This window comes from Allokutzneria oryzae (assembly GCF_042429765.1).
GTDB classification, from domain to species: domain Bacteria; phylum Actinomycetota; class Actinomycetes; order Mycobacteriales; family Pseudonocardiaceae; genus Allokutzneria; species Allokutzneria oryzae.
Genome location: NZ_JBHLZU010000030.1, coordinates 60,360 through 75,746, shown reverse-complemented (window position 1 = coordinate 75,746; position 15,387 = coordinate 60,360). Strand labels below are relative to the sequence as shown.

General features: G+C 69.3%; 14 protein-coding genes. 11 read left to right on the top strand and 3 right to left on the bottom strand.

The genetic code is table 11. From position 1 onward, the window contains the following. From groEL to ACFFQA_RS33740, 6 genes are all read left to right on the top strand, one after another. On the top strand, positions 1 to 1,090 hold a 1,090-nt coding region (gene groEL, locus ACFFQA_RS33765), incomplete at its 5' end, for a chaperonin GroEL (RefSeq protein WP_377861114.1). A gap of 166 nt (positions 1,091 to 1,256) precedes the next feature. Continuing rightward, complete coding sequence (locus tag ACFFQA_RS33760; RefSeq protein ID WP_377861112.1) at positions 1,257 to 1,934, top strand: copper homeostasis protein CutC; 678 nt, start codon at positions 1,257 to 1,259, stop codon at positions 1,932 to 1,934. Positions 1,935 to 2,078: 144 nt separating this feature from the next. After that, positions 2,079 to 3,368, top strand: coding sequence for an extracellular solute-binding protein (locus ACFFQA_RS33755; protein ID WP_377861110.1), 1,290 nt, complete (start codon positions 2,079 to 2,081; stop codon positions 3,366 to 3,368). A 24-nt stretch (positions 3,369 to 3,392) separates the two neighbouring features. Beyond that, on the top strand, positions 3,393 to 4,334 hold the full coding sequence (locus tag ACFFQA_RS33750) for a carbohydrate ABC transporter permease (RefSeq protein ID WP_377861129.1): 942 nt from the start codon (positions 3,393 to 3,395) through the stop codon (positions 4,332 to 4,334). Beyond that, entirely contained in the window at positions 4,331 to 5,185 is an 855-nt protein-coding gene (locus ACFFQA_RS33745) for a carbohydrate ABC transporter permease (protein WP_377861108.1), read from the top strand. The genes ACFFQA_RS33750 and ACFFQA_RS33745 overlap by 4 nt, the downstream gene beginning before the upstream one ends. A gap of 6 nt (positions 5,186 to 5,191) precedes the next feature. Continuing rightward, positions 5,192 to 6,757, top strand: coding sequence for a beta-N-acetylhexosaminidase (locus tag ACFFQA_RS33740; protein ID WP_377861128.1), 1,566 nt, complete (start codon positions 5,192 to 5,194; stop codon positions 6,755 to 6,757). Positions 6,758 to 6,886: 129 nt separating this feature from the next. Here the strand turns inward: ACFFQA_RS33740 and ACFFQA_RS33735 are convergent, their stop codons facing one another. Then, positions 6,887 to 7,111: a PspC domain-containing protein gene (locus tag ACFFQA_RS33735; protein WP_377861106.1), complete on the bottom strand. Its 225-nt coding sequence runs from the start codon at positions 7,109 to 7,111 to the stop codon at positions 6,887 to 6,889. Between the two features lie 93 nt (positions 7,112 to 7,204). Between ACFFQA_RS33735 and ACFFQA_RS33730 the strand changes: the two genes are divergently transcribed. After that, positions 7,205 to 8,350 (top strand): CapA family protein, encoded by a 1,146-nt coding sequence (locus tag ACFFQA_RS33730; protein WP_377861104.1) that lies wholly within the window; start codon positions 7,205 to 7,207, stop codon positions 8,348 to 8,350. Between the two features lie 288 nt (positions 8,351 to 8,638). On the opposite strand, the gene ACFFQA_RS33725 is transcribed toward ACFFQA_RS33730, so the two are convergent. After that, entirely contained in the window at positions 8,639 to 9,592 is a 954-nt protein-coding gene (locus ACFFQA_RS33725; protein ID WP_377861102.1) for an o-succinylbenzoate synthase, read from the bottom strand. 3 nt (positions 9,593 to 9,595) lie between these two features. Then, on the bottom strand, positions 9,596 to 11,257 hold the full coding sequence (locus tag ACFFQA_RS33720) for a DNA repair helicase XPB (protein ID WP_377861100.1): 1,662 nt from the start codon (positions 11,255 to 11,257) through the stop codon (positions 9,596 to 9,598). Between the two features lie 160 nt (positions 11,258 to 11,417). Here ACFFQA_RS33720 and ACFFQA_RS33715 point away from each other — a divergent pair, with 160 nt between their 5' ends. The 4 genes from ACFFQA_RS33715 (at position 11,418) to ACFFQA_RS33700 (ending at position 15,305) form a co-directional block, all read left to right on the top strand. Beyond that, positions 11,418 to 12,065: an LppU/SCO3897 family protein gene (locus ACFFQA_RS33715; RefSeq protein ID WP_377861098.1), complete on the top strand. Its 648-nt coding sequence runs from the start codon at positions 11,418 to 11,420 to the stop codon at positions 12,063 to 12,065. 201 nt (positions 12,066 to 12,266) lie between these two features. Continuing rightward, complete coding sequence (locus ACFFQA_RS33710) at positions 12,267 to 13,271, top strand: Bug family tripartite tricarboxylate transporter substrate binding protein (protein ID WP_377861096.1); 1,005 nt, start codon at positions 12,267 to 12,269, stop codon at positions 13,269 to 13,271. After that, positions 13,268 to 13,807 (top strand): tripartite tricarboxylate transporter TctB family protein, encoded by a 540-nt coding sequence (locus ACFFQA_RS33705; RefSeq protein ID WP_377861094.1) that lies wholly within the window; start codon positions 13,268 to 13,270, stop codon positions 13,805 to 13,807. Before ACFFQA_RS33710 ends, ACFFQA_RS33705 begins: the two co-directional genes overlap by 4 nt. Continuing rightward, positions 13,794 to 15,305 (top strand): tripartite tricarboxylate transporter permease, encoded by a 1,512-nt coding sequence (locus ACFFQA_RS33700; protein WP_377861092.1) that lies wholly within the window; start codon positions 13,794 to 13,796, stop codon positions 15,303 to 15,305. The genes ACFFQA_RS33705 and ACFFQA_RS33700 overlap by 14 nt, the downstream gene beginning before the upstream one ends. Positions 15,306 to 15,387 lie beyond the last annotated feature (82 nt).

The following is a 15,387-nucleotide window of genomic DNA, read 5'->3' as shown; positions in this document are numbered from 1 at the left end:
CAACACCCTGGGTCTTGAGCTGGAGCTCACCGAGGGCATGCGCTTCGACAAGGGCTACACCTCGGGTTACTTCGTGACCGACTCCGAGCGCATGGAGGCCGTTCTCGAGGACCCGTACATCCTGCTCTACGGCTCGAAGATCTCCTCGGTCAAGGACCTGCTCCCGCTGCTGGAGAAGGTCATGCAGACCGGCAAGCCGCTGGTGATCATCTCCGAGGACGTCGAGGGCGAGGCCCTGGCGACCCTGGTGGTCAACAAGATCCGCGGCACCTTCAAGTCCGTCGCCGTCAAGGCGCCCGGCTTCGGTGACCGCCGCAAGGCGATGCTGCAGGACATGGCGATCCTGACCGGTGGTCAGGTCATCTCCGAGGACGTCGGCCTCAAGCTCGACAACGCCGACATCTCCCTGCTGGGCTCCGCCCGCAAGGTCGTCATCACCAAGGACGAGACCACCATCGTGGAGGGCTCCGGCGACGCCGAGGCCATCCAGGGCCGGGTCAACCAGATCCGCGCGGAGATCGACAAGTCCGACTCGGACTACGACCGCGAGAAGCTGCAGGAGCGCCTGGCCAAGCTGGCCGGTGGCGTCGCCGTCATCAAGGCGGGCGCGGCCACCGAGGTCGAGCTCAAGGAGCGCAAGCACCGCATCGAGGACGCGGTCCGCAACGCCAAGGCCGCCGTCGAGGAGGGCATCGTCGCCGGTGGTGGCGTTGGTCTGCTCCAGGCCGCGACCGAGGCGTTCAAGGGCCTGACCCTGGACGGCGACGAAGCCACTGGCGCCAACATCGTCAAGGTCGCGGTCGAGGCTCCGCTGAAGCAGATCGCCGTCAACGCCGGCCTCGAGGGTGGCGTTGTCGTGGAGAAGGTCAAGGGCCTCAAGTCCGGCGAGGGCCTCGACGCCTCCACCAACGAGTACAAGGACCTGATCAAGGCGGGCATTCTCGACCCGGCCAAGGTCACCCGCTCCGCGCTGCAGAACGCGGCGTCCATCGCTGGTCTGTTCCTGACCACCGAGGCCGTCGTCGCGGAGAAGCCGGAGAAGGCGGGCGCCGCTCCGGCCGCCCCCGACGCCGGTGGCATGGACTTCTGATCCAGCCCCAGCTCCGCACCACCTGAAGAAGGGGGCCGACCGCACTCGCGGTCGGCCCCCTTCTCGTTTCCGCCGTCTCCCGGGTTGATCGTCGGTGTTTGCCCCCTGCCTGAAAGAGACGAACGACTCTGGTTGAGAAAAGGTCTAGACCACTAGGGTGGCGGCCATGCTGGAAGTCATCGCGCTGGATCCCGCAGACGCCGAGGCCGCCCAGACCGGTGGCGCAGACCGGCTCGAACTCGTCTCCGACATGTCGGCGGGTGGGCTCACCCCGTCCGTCGAGGCGACCAGAGCGGTGCTCGCGTCGACCACGCTGCCCGTGCGCGTGATGCTCCGCGACCAGGACGGGTACCGCCCCGGCGACCTCGACGGCCTGCGCAGGAGCGCCGCCGAGCTGCGCGCGGCCGGGGCGAGCGAGTTCGTGCTCGGCTTTCTCAGCGCGGACTCGAACATCGATCTTGAGGCGTGCCGCGGGCTGCTGACCGAGCTGGAGGGTTGTGCCTGGACCTTCCACCGCGCGCTGGACAACTCCGTGGACCCCCTGTTGTCGTGGGCCGAGGTCGAGAACCTCGGCGCGGACACAGTGCTCGCCTCCGGGGCGCCGGACGGGGTCGCCAACGGGCTGGCCGTGCTGCACGAGCTCGCGCTGCGGCAGGACCCGCTTCAGCTGCTCGTCGGCGGTGGGTTGCGGCAGGAGCACGTGCCAGGGCTGCGTGGGGCCGGGGTGCGGGCGTTCCACGTGGGCAGCGCCGTCCGGCCGCGGGGCTGGAGCGACCCGGTCTCCGCCGAGGCCGTCCGGGAATGGGCACAGTTGTGTCACGTTGAGCCGCGCGTCACCGCCTGACCAGCCATTTCGTTCAGCGAGGGGCGCCTTCCGCCTGGGAAGGCGCCCCTCGCTGTCTCTTGTCGCCCTGGTTCAGACCACTTAGCATCCGACCATTGCCCATTGTGAAACAGCAGTTGCAGAATACGCAACGGAGGTCGGAACATGAGGCTGAGGCGGCTCCTGGTGATCGGCGCGCTCGGCGCGCTCGCGCTCTCTGGCTGCGCTCCGGTGCAGTCGACCTCGCAGTCCAGCGGCACGGACGAGAAGACCGGCACGCTCCGCGTCTGGCTGTTCGACGAGGTCAACCGCGCCCCCAAGGAAGCGGTCGTCGCCGAGGCCGTGAAGGAGTTCGAGGCGCGCAACTCCGGAGTCAAGGTCGATGTCCAGTACATCCAGATCGCCTCTCGCGCCGAGCGCTTCAAGGCAGCGTTCAGCGACGCCAAGAGCGCTCCGGACGCCGCCGAGTTCGGCAACACCGACCTCGCGGGCTACGTGGCCTCCGGCGGCTTCGCCGACCTAAGCGCCGACATGGCCGCCTGGCCGGAGGGCAAGGACCTCAGCCCCTCGTTGCTGGAGACCGCCAAGGTGGACGGCAAGGTCTACGGCATCCCGTGGTTCGTCGGCCTGCGCGCGCTGTACTACCGCACCGACGTCTTCGCCGAGCTCGGCGTGCGACCGCCGAAGAGCATCGAGGAGATCGCTCCGCTCGCGCGCAGGATCAGGGCCGCGAAGCCCGAGCTGTACGGCATCTCCGTCGGAGGCAAGTACACCTACGCGATGCTGCCGTTCGTGTGGGCCGCGGGCGGGGACGTCGCCAAGCAGGACGGCGGCACGTGGTCCTCCGCTGTGGACAGCGCGTCGAGCAGGTCCGGCATCGCCCGCTACACCGAGCTGCTCAAGGACGACATCTGCCCGCCGGCGCAGTGCGCGCAGAACGGCGGCGACGCCAGTGTGCAGCAGTTCGTCTCCGGCAAGGCCGCGATGACCATCGGCGGCAACTTCAACCGCCAGGCCGTCGAGGCCGGAGCCGCCAAGGGCAAGTACGCGGTGGTTCCGTTGCCCGGCAACGCCGAGGGCTCCATCGCACCCGCGTTCGCGGGCGGCAACCTGCTCGGTGTCCTCAAGTCCACGCCGCGCCGGACCCTGGCGAAGGAGTTCATGCAGCTGCTCGGCGGCAAGCAGTACCAGGAGAAGCTCTACAAGGCCATGGGCAACCTGCCGACGTTCACCGACCTCCAGCGCACGCTCGGCGCCGACGACCCGTTCGTCAAGCCGTTCATCGCCACCTCCGAAGCCGGGACCAAGTTCGTCCCGGTGACCCCGGCCTGGGCGAAGATCGACGCGCAGGCGGTGCTGCCCAACATGATCCAGCAGGTGATCACCGGCGCCCAGCAGGTCGACCAGGCGAGCTCGGCGGCCGCGCGGCTGATGAACTCGGCGTTCACCTCCTAGGCGGTCCGGGTGACACAACAGGTCATGATGGCCGAGCCGGTGCGCGAAGTGCCCGCTCGGCAAGGGAAACGGCGCGGCGACGGCTGGGCCGCCGCGCGCTACCTCGCGCCCACGCTGCTGCTTCTCCTCGGGCTGTTGGGATATCCGCTCTACCAGCTCGTGCTGATCTCGCTCTACGACTACGGGCAGGAGCAGGCGAGCGGGGGAGCGCCACTGGAGTTCCTCGGTCTCGGCAACTACCAGCAGCTCTTCGGCGACCCGCAGTTCTGGACCGTGCTCGTGCAGACCGTGGGGTTCGCCGCCGTGTGCGTGGTCGGCACGCTGTTCGTCGGTGGGGCGCTGGCGATGCTCGCGTCGAGAGTGCGAGCGGTGCCGAGGATGATCCTGTTCCTCGCCGCGCTCGGCGCGTGGGCGACCCCGGCGGTCGCGGGCTCGACGGTGTGGATGTTCCTCTTCGACACCGACTTCGGCCTGGTCAACGAGGTCCTCGTCGGCCTCGGCTTCGACGGGATGGCCAACTACTCCTGGACCTACGACAAGTTCGTCGCCTTCGGGCTGGTCGCGGCACAGGTGATCTGGTGCTCGTTCCCGTTCGTGATGGTCACGCTCTACGCGGGCATCATCGCGATCCCGAAGGAGATCCTTGAGGCCGCCGCGCTCGACGGCGCCTCGACCGCGCGCACCGTGCGCATGGTCATCCTGCCGTTGCTGCGGCCGCTGCTGGTGATCGTGACCATTCAGTCGATCATCTGGGACTTCAAGCTCTTCACCCAGATCTACGTGATGACCGGTGGCGGTGGCGTCGCGGGCAACAACCTGGTGCTCAACGTCTACGCCTACCAGAAGGCGTTCGCCGCCTCCGAGTACGGCATGGGCTCGGCGATCGGCGTCGTGATGACCGTGCTGCTGCTGGTGGTCACCGGCGTGTACCTGCGCGCGCTGCGCCGTTCGGGGGAGCCGCTGTGAAACTCGCCGTAAAACGTCCACACAGGACGGTCGCGGAGATCGTCACCGTGCTGGTCGCGGTCGTGGTCGCCTTCCCGCTGTACTGGATGGTGCTGACCGCTCTCAAGCCCGAGGGGGAGGTGCTGTCCACCTCGCCGCGGCCGTGGACGCTCGCGCCGACCCTGGACAGCTTCCGCCGGGTGCTCGACGTGCAGAACTTCGGGCGATACTTCCTCAACAGCGTCATGGTGGCGCTGATCGTGGTGTTCTTCGCGCTGCTGTGCGCGTTCCTCGCCGCGATCGCGCTGACCAGGTTCCGGTTCAAGGGCCGCACCGTGCTGCTGGTGATGCTGCTCGTCGCGCAGATGGCTCCGGTGGAGGCGCTGACCATCCCGCTGTTCTTCGTGATGCGCTCGGTCGGGGACGTCGCGCCGGTCTTCGGCCTGAACCACCTCGGCTCGTTGGTGCTGGTGCACCTGGCGTTCGGCCTGCCTTTCGCGATCTGGATGCTGCGCGGCTTCGTGGCGGCGGTGCCGGTGGAGCTGGAGGAGGCGGCCACCCTCGACGGCGCCAGCCGCTTCCGCTTCACCTGGCAGGTGCTGTTCCCGCTGGTGGCGCCGGGCCTCGTCGCGACGAGCGTGCTGTCGTTCATCCACGCGTGGAACGACTTCCTGTTCGCCAAGACCTTCATCATCTCCGCGTCCGAGCAGCAGACGTTGCCGCTGGGCATCCTGGCCTTCTTCAAGCCGGACCAGAACGACTGGGGCGCGATCATGGCGGGCTCCACGCTGATGACGATCCCGGTGCTGATCTTCTTCGTTTTCGTGCAACGACGACTGGTCTCGGGGCTCGCCGGGGCCGTGAAGGGGTGAGCGGTGTTGTCGCCGTTCGATGTTCTGCTGCCACGTCCCGCAGAGGTCGAGCCCGCCGACGGGGTCTTCCCGTTGGGGCCGGCCACGGCGCTGATCGGGTCGCTGCCCGCGGTGGAATGGCTCCGCGCCGAGCTGCGCGCGGCGACCGGTCTTCCGTTGACGGAGTCCGGAGTCGCGGTGATCGCGTTCTCGCTGGACGCGTCGCTGCCCGCCGAGGGCTACCGGCTGGAGATCACACCGACCGCGGTGTGGATCCGCGCCGGTGACGAGACCGGTGCCCTCTACGCGGCGCAGAGCCTGCGCCAGCTCCTCGGCCCCGCCGCGTTCCGCCGCTCTCCTGTCCACAGTGGACAGTTCGAGCTGCCGTGTGGTGTCGTGCTCGACCGGCCGAGGTTCGGCTGGCGTGGATGCCTGCTCGACGTGGCGAGGCACTTCCTGCCGCGCTCCGACGTGTTCCGGTTCCTCGACCTGATGGCCGCCCACAAGCTCAACGTCCTGCACCTGCACCTGACCGACGACCAGGGCTGGCGGATGGAGATCGAGCGCTATCCCCGGCTCACCACGATCGGCGCTTGGCGCGAACGGTCCACGGTCGGCCACGGCAAGCTCGGCGCGCTCGACAACCGACCCCACGGCGGCTACTACACCAAGGACGACCTGCGGGAGATCGTCGCCTACGCGAGCGCGCGCGGGATCACCGTCGTCCCGGAGATCGACGTGCCGGGGCACACCCAGGCGGCGATCGCCGCGTACCCAGAGCTGGGCAACACCGGCGACCAGCTCGGTGTGTGGACCGGCTGGGGCATCAACCCCAACGTCGTCAACGTCTCCGACGAGACGGTGAAGTTCTTCCGCACGGTCTTCGACGAGGTCGTCGAGGTCTTCCCCTCGGAGATCATCTGCGTCGGCGGCGACGAGGTCCCGCTCGACCAGTGGAGTGCGAGCCCGCAGGCACGGGCGCGCATGGCGGAGCAGGGCCTGACCACCGAGGCGCAGCTGCACGGCTGGTTCATCAGGCAGATGGCCGTGCACCTCGCCGAGCGCGGCCGCCGCATCATCGGCTGGGACGAGATCGCCGAGGTCGGCGACCTGCCACCGGGCGCGATCGTGGCGTCCTGGCGCGGTGAGCAGGCGGGGGTGGACGCCGCCCGCGCGGGTCACCAGGTGGTCATGTGCCCCGAGCAGCATGTCTACCTGGATCACCGGCAGTCGGACCATCCCGGGGAACCGATCCCGGTCGGCTACCTCAGCACCCTCGCCGACGTCTACGCCTACGAGCCGGTCCCGGCCGGTCTCGAAGCGAGCGCGGCGGCCCAGGTCCTCGGCGCACAGGCACAGCTGTGGACCGAGCACCTGGACACCCCGAGGCGGTTGGACTACGCCGCCTTCCCACGCCTGTCGGCGTTCGCGGAGGTGGTGTGGAGCCCTGCGGAACGCGACCCCGAGGCGTTCCTGCGCAGGCTTTCCGACCACCACCTGCCCAGGCTGGACGCGCTGGGGGTGGAGTACCGGCCGCTGGACGGCCCGCACCCGTGGCAGACCCGGCCGGGCGTGCCGGGACTGCCGAGGTAGGACGCGGGCCATCCAGAGGTGGTGCCGGGGGGTGGTCGGTTGGGCGCCCACCCCCCGGCCCGACGCCGGGAACACGGGGCGCAGGCGCTAACAGGCGCCCGCGTCCCCGGCGTCGAGTTCGTGGAGTGTTCAGACGTCCTCGGGCATCACGATCCAGCAGATGAGGTAGAGGACCGCGCCCGTGCCGAAGCCCAGCAGGGTCGCGGCCACGAGCAGGATGCGCAGCAACGCCGCATCCACGTTGAGGATCCGGGCGACGCCTCCGCACACACCCGCGACCATCCGGTCGTTGCGGCTGCGGCGGAGCCGGCGGACCGAGCTCCCGGTCTGGGTGGTGGTGTCGGTGTCGAACATGCCTCCACTCTCGCTCGCCGACAGCCCCAGGACATCGGGGTAGCCCCGGAAACCAACCCGGAGCGCCCCCTGAGCGTCCTGTAGACAATGGCCATGTCATCCAGGGGAACCCGGGCGCGCAGACTCACCGTGGCCGCGTTCGGCGCGGTCGCACTCGCCGCGTGTTCCGCAGAGACCACCCCGTCACCCGCCCCGTCGTCCGTTCCGGGAGCTGCCGAGCCCCCGACGCGGACCACCCAGCCCGGCTCCTCGTTCTCCGTGGTCGCCACCGGGGACGTGCTCATCCACCCCGAACTGACCGACCAGGCGACCAAGGACGGCAAGGGAAGCCGCGACTACGGCCCGCTGCTGTCCGGCGTGAAGAACGCGATCTCCTCAGCCGACCTGGCGATCTGCCACCTGGAGGTACCGATCGCCCCGGCGGGTGGCCCGTTCAAGGGCTACCCGAACTTCAGCGCTCCGCCCGAGGTCACCAAGGGCCTCGCCGACACCGGGTACGACGCCTGCTCGACCGCCTCGAACCACACCATCGACCAGGGCGCGGCGGGCGTGACCCGCACGCTCGACGCACTGGACGCGGTGGGCATCGCGCACACCGGCTCGGCCCGCTCGGCCGAGGAGGCCGCGAAGCCCAGGATCCTCGACGTGCACGGGGTGAAGGTCGGCCACGTGTCGTTCACCTTCGGGTTCAACGGGATCCCGGTGCCCGCGGGCACACCGTGGCTGTCCAACAAGCTCGACGCCAACGCGGTGCTCACCGCCGCCCGCGCCGCGAAGGCCGCGGGGGCCGAGGTCGTTCTCGCCAGCCTGCACTGGGGCACGGAGTTCAAGCACGAGCCCACCACGGAGCAGAAGCAGCTCGCCCGCAAGATCCTCGGTGATCCGTCCGTGGATCTGATCATCGGGCACCACGCGCACGTCGTGCAGCCGTTCGAGAAGATCGGCGACAAGTGGGTCGCCTACGGTCTCGGCAATCACATCGCGAAGCACGCCGAACCCCGTGGGGTGAGCGAAGAGGGCGCGATCGGTCGCTTCACCTTCGTCCGCGAGGGATCGAAGTGGAAGGTGGGGACTGCGGAGTTCCTGCCGACGCTGGTCGAGCTCGGTCCGCCGATCCGTCTGCTGGACCTCACCACAGCACCCGCGTCAGCGCGCAACAAGGAAGCCATCACCCGCACCGAACGCATCATCCGGAGCGTGGGCGCGAACAACGACGTCCTGACCCGTCCGGGAAACTGACCAAGACCTGCGCTCGCGATCTCGCTATTCGATTGTGGGGCAAGGCAATTCCGACCACCTCCTCGTCCGACTGGTCTCCCCAGCCTGACGAGGAGGCCGGATGTAGACAACCCATCCCCGGCGATCTGTGGACAACTGATGCCGATGTGGACAACTCGGCTCAGCAGAGCCAACAACTCCGCATGCTGTCGGTCCCGCGTGAGACAATGGAAAGTAGGGGAGGGGGCTTACCCACCCAGAGGTAAGCCTCGCCGGGACTCCCGCCGCGACCACGAAGCGCGGCGATTTTCAGCCCAACAACGCGGCTACTCGGTCCAGGCGCTCAAGCCACCGGCGCTCCGTCGCGGCGTCGGCGCGTACGCCGTCCAACAGCGTCGGAGTGGCAGCGCGTGCCGGGACTGGCAAATACCCGTCAACCGGGCGCGACGACTCCTCGGTGACGTCCGAGGTGAACAGCGAGATTGTGCCCAGACCGCAAGCGAAATCCAACGACGGGAGCGCGGCGGCCAGAGCGAGCTGGGATGCCAGGCCCACGCTCGACTCCAGCGCCGAGGACACCACGCACGGCAGCCCGCACGCCTCGGCGACCTCCAGCGCCCGGCGGGCCCCGCCGAGCGGAGTCGCCTTCAGCACGGCCACATCCGCCGCTCCCGCGACCGCCACCTTCATCGGGTCCTCGGCGCGCCTGATCGACTCGTCGGCGGCGATCCGCACGTCGACCCGCCGCCGCACCGCCGCCAGTTCCTCCAGCGTGCGACACGGCTGCTCCACGTACTCCAGCCCGCCTGCGGCGCGGTCCAGCGCGCGGATGGCAGTCACGGCCTCGTCGACCGACCACACGGCGTTGGCGTCCACCCGGATCGCGCCGGAGGGGCCGAGCGCGGAGCGAACGGCCGCGACCCGCGCTTCGTCGTCCACAATGGACTGTCCTGGGTCGGCGACCTTCACCTTCGCCGTGGAACAGCCGGACGCGGCGACGATCTCGAACGCGCGCTCCGCCGAGACGGCGGGAACCGTGCAGTTGACGGGGATGCTGGATCGCAGCGGTGCGGGCCATGAGCCCGAGCAGGACTCGATGGCCGCGGCGAGCCACGGTGCGGACTCCGCGTCCGAGTAGTCCTCGAACGCGCAGAACTCACCCCAGCCCGACGGGCCTTCCATCAACACGCCGTGCCGGACCGTGATGCCGCGGAAGCGGTTGCGCAGCGGCAACGCGTACACGCCCGCCACCGAGAACCGCACGCCTCAGCCCACTTCGGGGAGCGCGGGACCGAGCAGGTCGTCGGCGTCCACGATCCGGTAGGCGTAGCCCTGCTCGGCGAGAAAGCGCTGCCGGTGCGCCGCGTACTCCGTGTCCAGCGTGTCCCGTGAGACCACCGAGTAGAAGTGCGCCTGGCGGCCGTCTCCCTTGGGGCGCAACAACCTTCCGAGTCGCTGAGCCTCCTCCTGACGGGAGCCGAACGTGCCGGAGACCTGCACCGCGATCGATGCCTCCGGCAGGTCGATGGAGAAGTTGGCGACCTTGGACACGACCAGCGTGGTGATCTCGCCGCTGCGGAAGGCGTCGAAGAGCGCCTCGCGCTCCTTGTTCTTCGTCGAGCCCTGGATCACCGGGGCGTTCAGCGCCTCGCCGAGCGACTCCAGCTGGTCGAGGTAGGCGCCGATCACCAGGGTCGGCTCGCCGGGGTGGCGGTCCAGGATCGCCCGCACCACGGGCAGTTTCGTCCGTGCCGTCGAGCAGAGCTTGTAGCGGTCCTCCGCCTCGGCGGTGGCGTACTCCAAGCGCTCGTTCTCCGTCAGCGTGACCCGGACCTCGACGCAGTCGGCGGGCGCGATCCAGCCCTGTGCCTCGATGTCCTTCCACGGCGCGTCGTAGCGCTTCGGGCCGATCAACGAGAACACGTCACCTTCGCGGCCGTCCTCGCGCACCAGGGTCGCGGTCAGCCCGAGCCGCCGTCGCGACTGGAGGTCCGCGGTCATCCGGAACACCGGCGCGGGCAGCAGGTGCACCTCGTCGTAGACCACCAGGCCCCAGTCGCGGGAGTCGAACAGCTCCAGGTGCTTGTACTCGCCCTTGGTCTTGCGGGTGATCACCTGGTACGTCGCGATGGTGACCGGGCGGATCTCCTTGCGTTCTCCGGAGTACTCGCCGATCTCGTCCTCGGTCAGCGAGGTCCTGGCGATCAGCTCGCGCTTCCACTGCCGCCCTGCGACGGTGTTGGTGACCAGGATCAGCGTCGTCGCCTGGGCCTCGGCCATCGCCGCCGCGCCGACCATGGTCTTGCCCGCGCCGCACGGCAGCACGATCACGCCGGAGCCGCCTGCCCAGAACGCCTGCGCCGCCATCCGCTGGTAGTCGCGCAGCGCCCAGCCGTTCTCCTCAAGGGCGATCGGGTGCGCCTCACCGTCGACGTAGCCCGCGAAGTCCTCCGCGGGCCAGCCGATCTTGAGCAGCATCTGCTTGAGCCGCCCGCGTTCGCTGGGGTGCACGATCACGGTGTCGTCGTCGATGCGCGCGCCCAGCATCGGCGCGACCTTCTTGTTGCGTAGCACCTCTTCGAGCACGGCGCGGTCCAGCGAGTGCATCGTCAGGCCGTGCGCGGGGTGGTTGGTCAGCTGCAACCGCCCGAAGCGGCCCATGGTGTCGACGATGTCGACCAGCAGCGGCTGGGGGACGGAGTAGCGGGAGTACCGGACCAGCGCGTCGACGACCTGCTCGGCGTCGTGGCCCGCCGCGCGCGCGTTCCACAGCGCCAGCGGCGTGACCCGGTAGGTGTGCACGTGCTCGGGCGCCCGTTCCAGCTCCGCGAACGGCGCGATGGCGATCCGCGCGTCCGGCGCGGCCGCGTGGTCGACCTCAAGCAGCAGGGTCTTGTCGGACTGGACGATGAGTGGTCCGTCGGTCACAGCTCGTGCACTCCTCGCGCTCGCACTCCCTACCCCAGTCTTGCACCGTAGAGACAAGCCACGACACGCACGCCGTATTCCACGCCACGCCTCGTCACCCGGCCGGGCTACATTGTTCAGCCGCTGTCACGGAGAGCACAGGGACGAAAGAGGACTGACGGTGACGACGCCACCGAGCCGGCCCGAGCCGCACGACCGGCCGCCGGGCCTCGGCTACTCCCAGCAGGGGCGGCCCGCCTTCACCCCGCAACGACCCGAACAGCAGGGGAAGCCGAACTTCATTCCCGCTCCGCGCACACAGAAGCGCCCGTTGTGGCTACGGGTCGCTGTTCCGCTCGCCGTGCTCGCCATGATCGTCACGGGGTACGTCCTGCTCCGAGGGGACGCGCAGAAGGTCTCGGCGGGGGAGTGCGTCACGTTGGCGGGTGGCGGCTCCAACCCCACTGTGTCCATCGTGGCCTGCGAGGACCCGCGCGCCACCTACAAGGTCGCCAAGAAGCTGGACAACAGCAGCGGCTCGTGCCCCGAGGGCGACTACATCGAGTACTGGGAGCGCACCCGCCGTTCCGGCGGTCTCAAGCTCTGCCTGATGGCCAACGCCAGGGAGGGCGACTGCTTCACGGTCACCGGCTCCGATCAGGACACCGACCTCGCCAGGGCTCCTTGCTCGCAGTCCGGGGCGATCCGCATCGTCAAGGCGCATGATGGGGAGGCCGACGCGACGCTGTGCGGCAATCCCGACGCCGCGTGGACCTACACCGAGCCCGCCGTCACCTACTGCCTCGGCAAGCCGGACGCCGCCGCGTAGCCGTGTGACGGGTGCTCCGATCTACTCCAATCGTCTGGCAACTCTGGTGGTGTCCGTCACGGTGTGCTGGAATGCACGCGGTGCGTGACCAGCGCTCACGTGTTACTCCCTGTGAGTGACCTGTACGGGTTCGACCACTGCTTTTGGCGGCGGACGGTCACTCACCGCGAGCAGTTTCGCTCACGGGAGGAACAGGACCCCATGTCGCGCTCCAACCCGCGCCGACGCTCTCTGCTTGTCGGCGCCCTGGCCACGGCCGCCGTGCTCGTCACCGGATGCTCCTCCGGGGCTGGTGGCGGCGGCAGCTCCGGAGCACCGGTCACCGGACTGCGCATCATGGCCCCGGCCAAGCCCGGCGGCGGTTGGCACCAGACCGCGCAGAGCCTGCAGGACGTGCTCCAGCGCGACCGCCTCGCCGCGCCCCCGGTCCAGGTCTACAACGTCGAGGGCGCCGGCGGCGTCAACGGCCTCGGCCAGCTGGCAGGGGAGAAGGACGACAAGGTCCTGATGGTGATGGGCCAGGTCATGGTCGGCGGCATCATCAGCGCGAACTCGCAGCGGACGTTGAAGGACACCACCCCGATCGCGCGGCTGCTCGGCGAGAGCCTGGTGCTCGTGGTCCCGGAGTCCGCGCCCTTCCGCAACCTGGAGCAGTTCCTCTCCGCATGGCGCGCCGACCCGAAGGGCACCGTGATCACCGGCGGTTCCGCGGGCGGCGCCGACCAGATCCTGGCCGGGCTGATCGCCGACCGCGTCGGAATCGACCCCGCCCAGCTGAACTACGTGCCCAACAGCGGTGGTGGCGAGTCCATCCCGAAGCTGCTCTCCGGTGAGGTCAAGGCCGGCATCTCCGGGGTCGGCGAGTACAAGGACCTGATCAGGTCCGGCAAGCTGCGCGCCATCGCCGTCTCCGGGCAGAAGCGCTCCAACCTGGTCCCCGACGTCAAGACGCTGACCGAGCAGGGCATCGCGTTGAGCTACCTGAACTGGCGCGGCGTCGTCGCGAGGCCGGGCCTGTCCGACAGCGTGAAGCAGCAGTACATCGACATGATCAAGAAGATGCGGGACAGCGCGACCTGGCAGCAGATCCTCAAGAGCAACGACTGGGAGGACTCGTTCGCCACCGGCGACGAGTTCGCCAAGTTCATCGAGCAGGAGGACATCACCGTGCGCAAGGCGCTCAGGGAGATCGGCGCCGTGAAGTGAGCTCTCCCGAGTCGGAGACCGACGCGGAGCGAGCTGCCGAGCGGACCCGGCCGAGCGGTGAGCTGCTGCTGGTGGTGTTGCTGGCCGGACTCGGGGTCTACACCCTGGGCACCACCCCGTCGATCATGGTGCCGCCGATGGCGGAGAACGCCGGTCCCAGGCTGTTCCCGTACCTGATCGGTGGACTGTTGGTCGGCGTGGCCGTGCTGCTGGGCGTGCAGGTGCTGCGAGGCAAGGCCGCCCCGCCCGAGGAGGGCGAGGACGTCGACCCGGACGCGGGCACCGACTGGCGGGCCGTGCTGCTGCTGATCGGGCTGTTCGCCGGGCACGCGGTGCTGATCGAGCCGATCGGCTGGCCGCTCGCTGCCGCGCTGCTGTTCTCCGGCGTCGCGGTCGTGCTCGGCGCGCGCAGGTGGTGGCTGATCGTGCTGGCCTCGCTCGTGCTCGCCGTCGGCCTGTGGTCGGTCTTCGTGTTCGGACTCGGCGCCTACCTGCCGGGTGGGCCGTTGCAGGGACTGGTCAATGGGTTCGCTTGATCTCCTCCTCGAAGGCTTCGCCAGCGCGCTGAGCCCGCAGAACCTGCTCTTCGCCTTCATCGGCGTGCTGCTGGGCACCCTCGTCGGCGTGCTGCCGGGGATCGGGCCCGCGATGACGGTCGCGCTGCTGCTGCCGATCACCTTCACGGTCCCGCCCGCCGCCGCGCTGATCATGTTCGCCGGCATCTACTACGGCGGGATGTACGGCGGGTCGACCACCTCGATCCTGCTCAACACCCCCGGCGAGTCGGCGTCCATCGTGACCGCTCTCGAAGGCAACAAGATGGCCAGAGCGGGCCGTGGCGCCCAGGCGCTGGCGACCGCCGCCATCGGCTCGTTCGTCGCGGGCACCATCGGCACGCTGCTGCTGTCGCTGGTCGCGGTGCCGGTCGCGGACTGGGCCACCTCGCTGACCTCGGCCGACTACTTCGCGCTGACCGTTCTGGCGTTCTGCACCGTCGCGGCGATGCTGGGCAGCTCGCCGCTGCGCGGGATCGCCTCGCTCGCGGTCGGGCTGTACCTCGGTCTGATCGGCATCGACAACCTCACCGGCCAGTCCCGCTTCGCCATGGGCATCGACGAGCTCAACCGCGGCATCCCGGTGGTGATCGCCGCGGTCGGGCTGTTCGCGGTCGGCGAGGCGATCTACGTGGCTTCGCGGCTGCGGCACGGTCCGGTGCACGTCATCCCGGTGAGCAGGACGTGGGGCCTGCCCAAGGCCGACCTGAAGCGCTCGTGGAAGCCGTGGCTGCGCGGCACGTTCATCGGCTTCCCGATCGGCGCGGTCCCCGCGGGTGGCGCTGACGTGACCACGTTCCTGTCCTACGCGGCCGAGCGAAAGCTGGCGGGCAAGAACAACGAGTTCGGCAAGGGCGCGATCGAGGGTGTCGCCGGTCCCGAGGCGGCCAACAACGCCGCCGCCGCCGGGGTCCTGGTGCCACTGCTGACGCTGGGGCTTCCCACGTCAGCGACCGCGGCGGTGATGCTGGCCGCGTTCACCAGCTACGGCATCCAGCCCGGCCCGCTGCTGTTCGACACCAAGCCCGAGCTCGTCTGGGCCCTGATCGCCTCGCTCTACCTGGGCAACGTGCTGCTGCTGGTGCTGAACCTGCCGCTGGCCGGGATCTGGGTGAAGCTGCTGCAGATCCCGCGCCCGTACCTCTACGGCGGCATCCTGGTGTGCGCCTCGCTCGGCGCGTTCGCCTCCAGCCAGTCCACGGCCGGGCTGCTCGTCCTGGTGGTGATCGGCGCGCTCGGCTTCGCCATGCGCCGCTACGGCTGGCCGGTCGCGCCCGCGGTGCTCGGCCTGATCCTCGGGCCGGTCGCCGAGGAGAACCTGCGCAAGGCCCTGCAGATCAGTCAGGGCGACGCCGGCGTCTTGCTGTCGAGTGCGTTTTCGAAGATCATGTTTGGGCTGGCGGTGCTGGCCGTGGTGCTTCCGCTGATTCTGCGCGTGAGAGCGCGAAACCGCGCACGTGGCGCCAGTCAATCCAATTAGCAATATTGATTTCTGAATCACCCGAATGTTCGTGCCGGAAGTGCGGCGACTGGTCGTGTTGTGCTGGGATGCGCGACGTCGC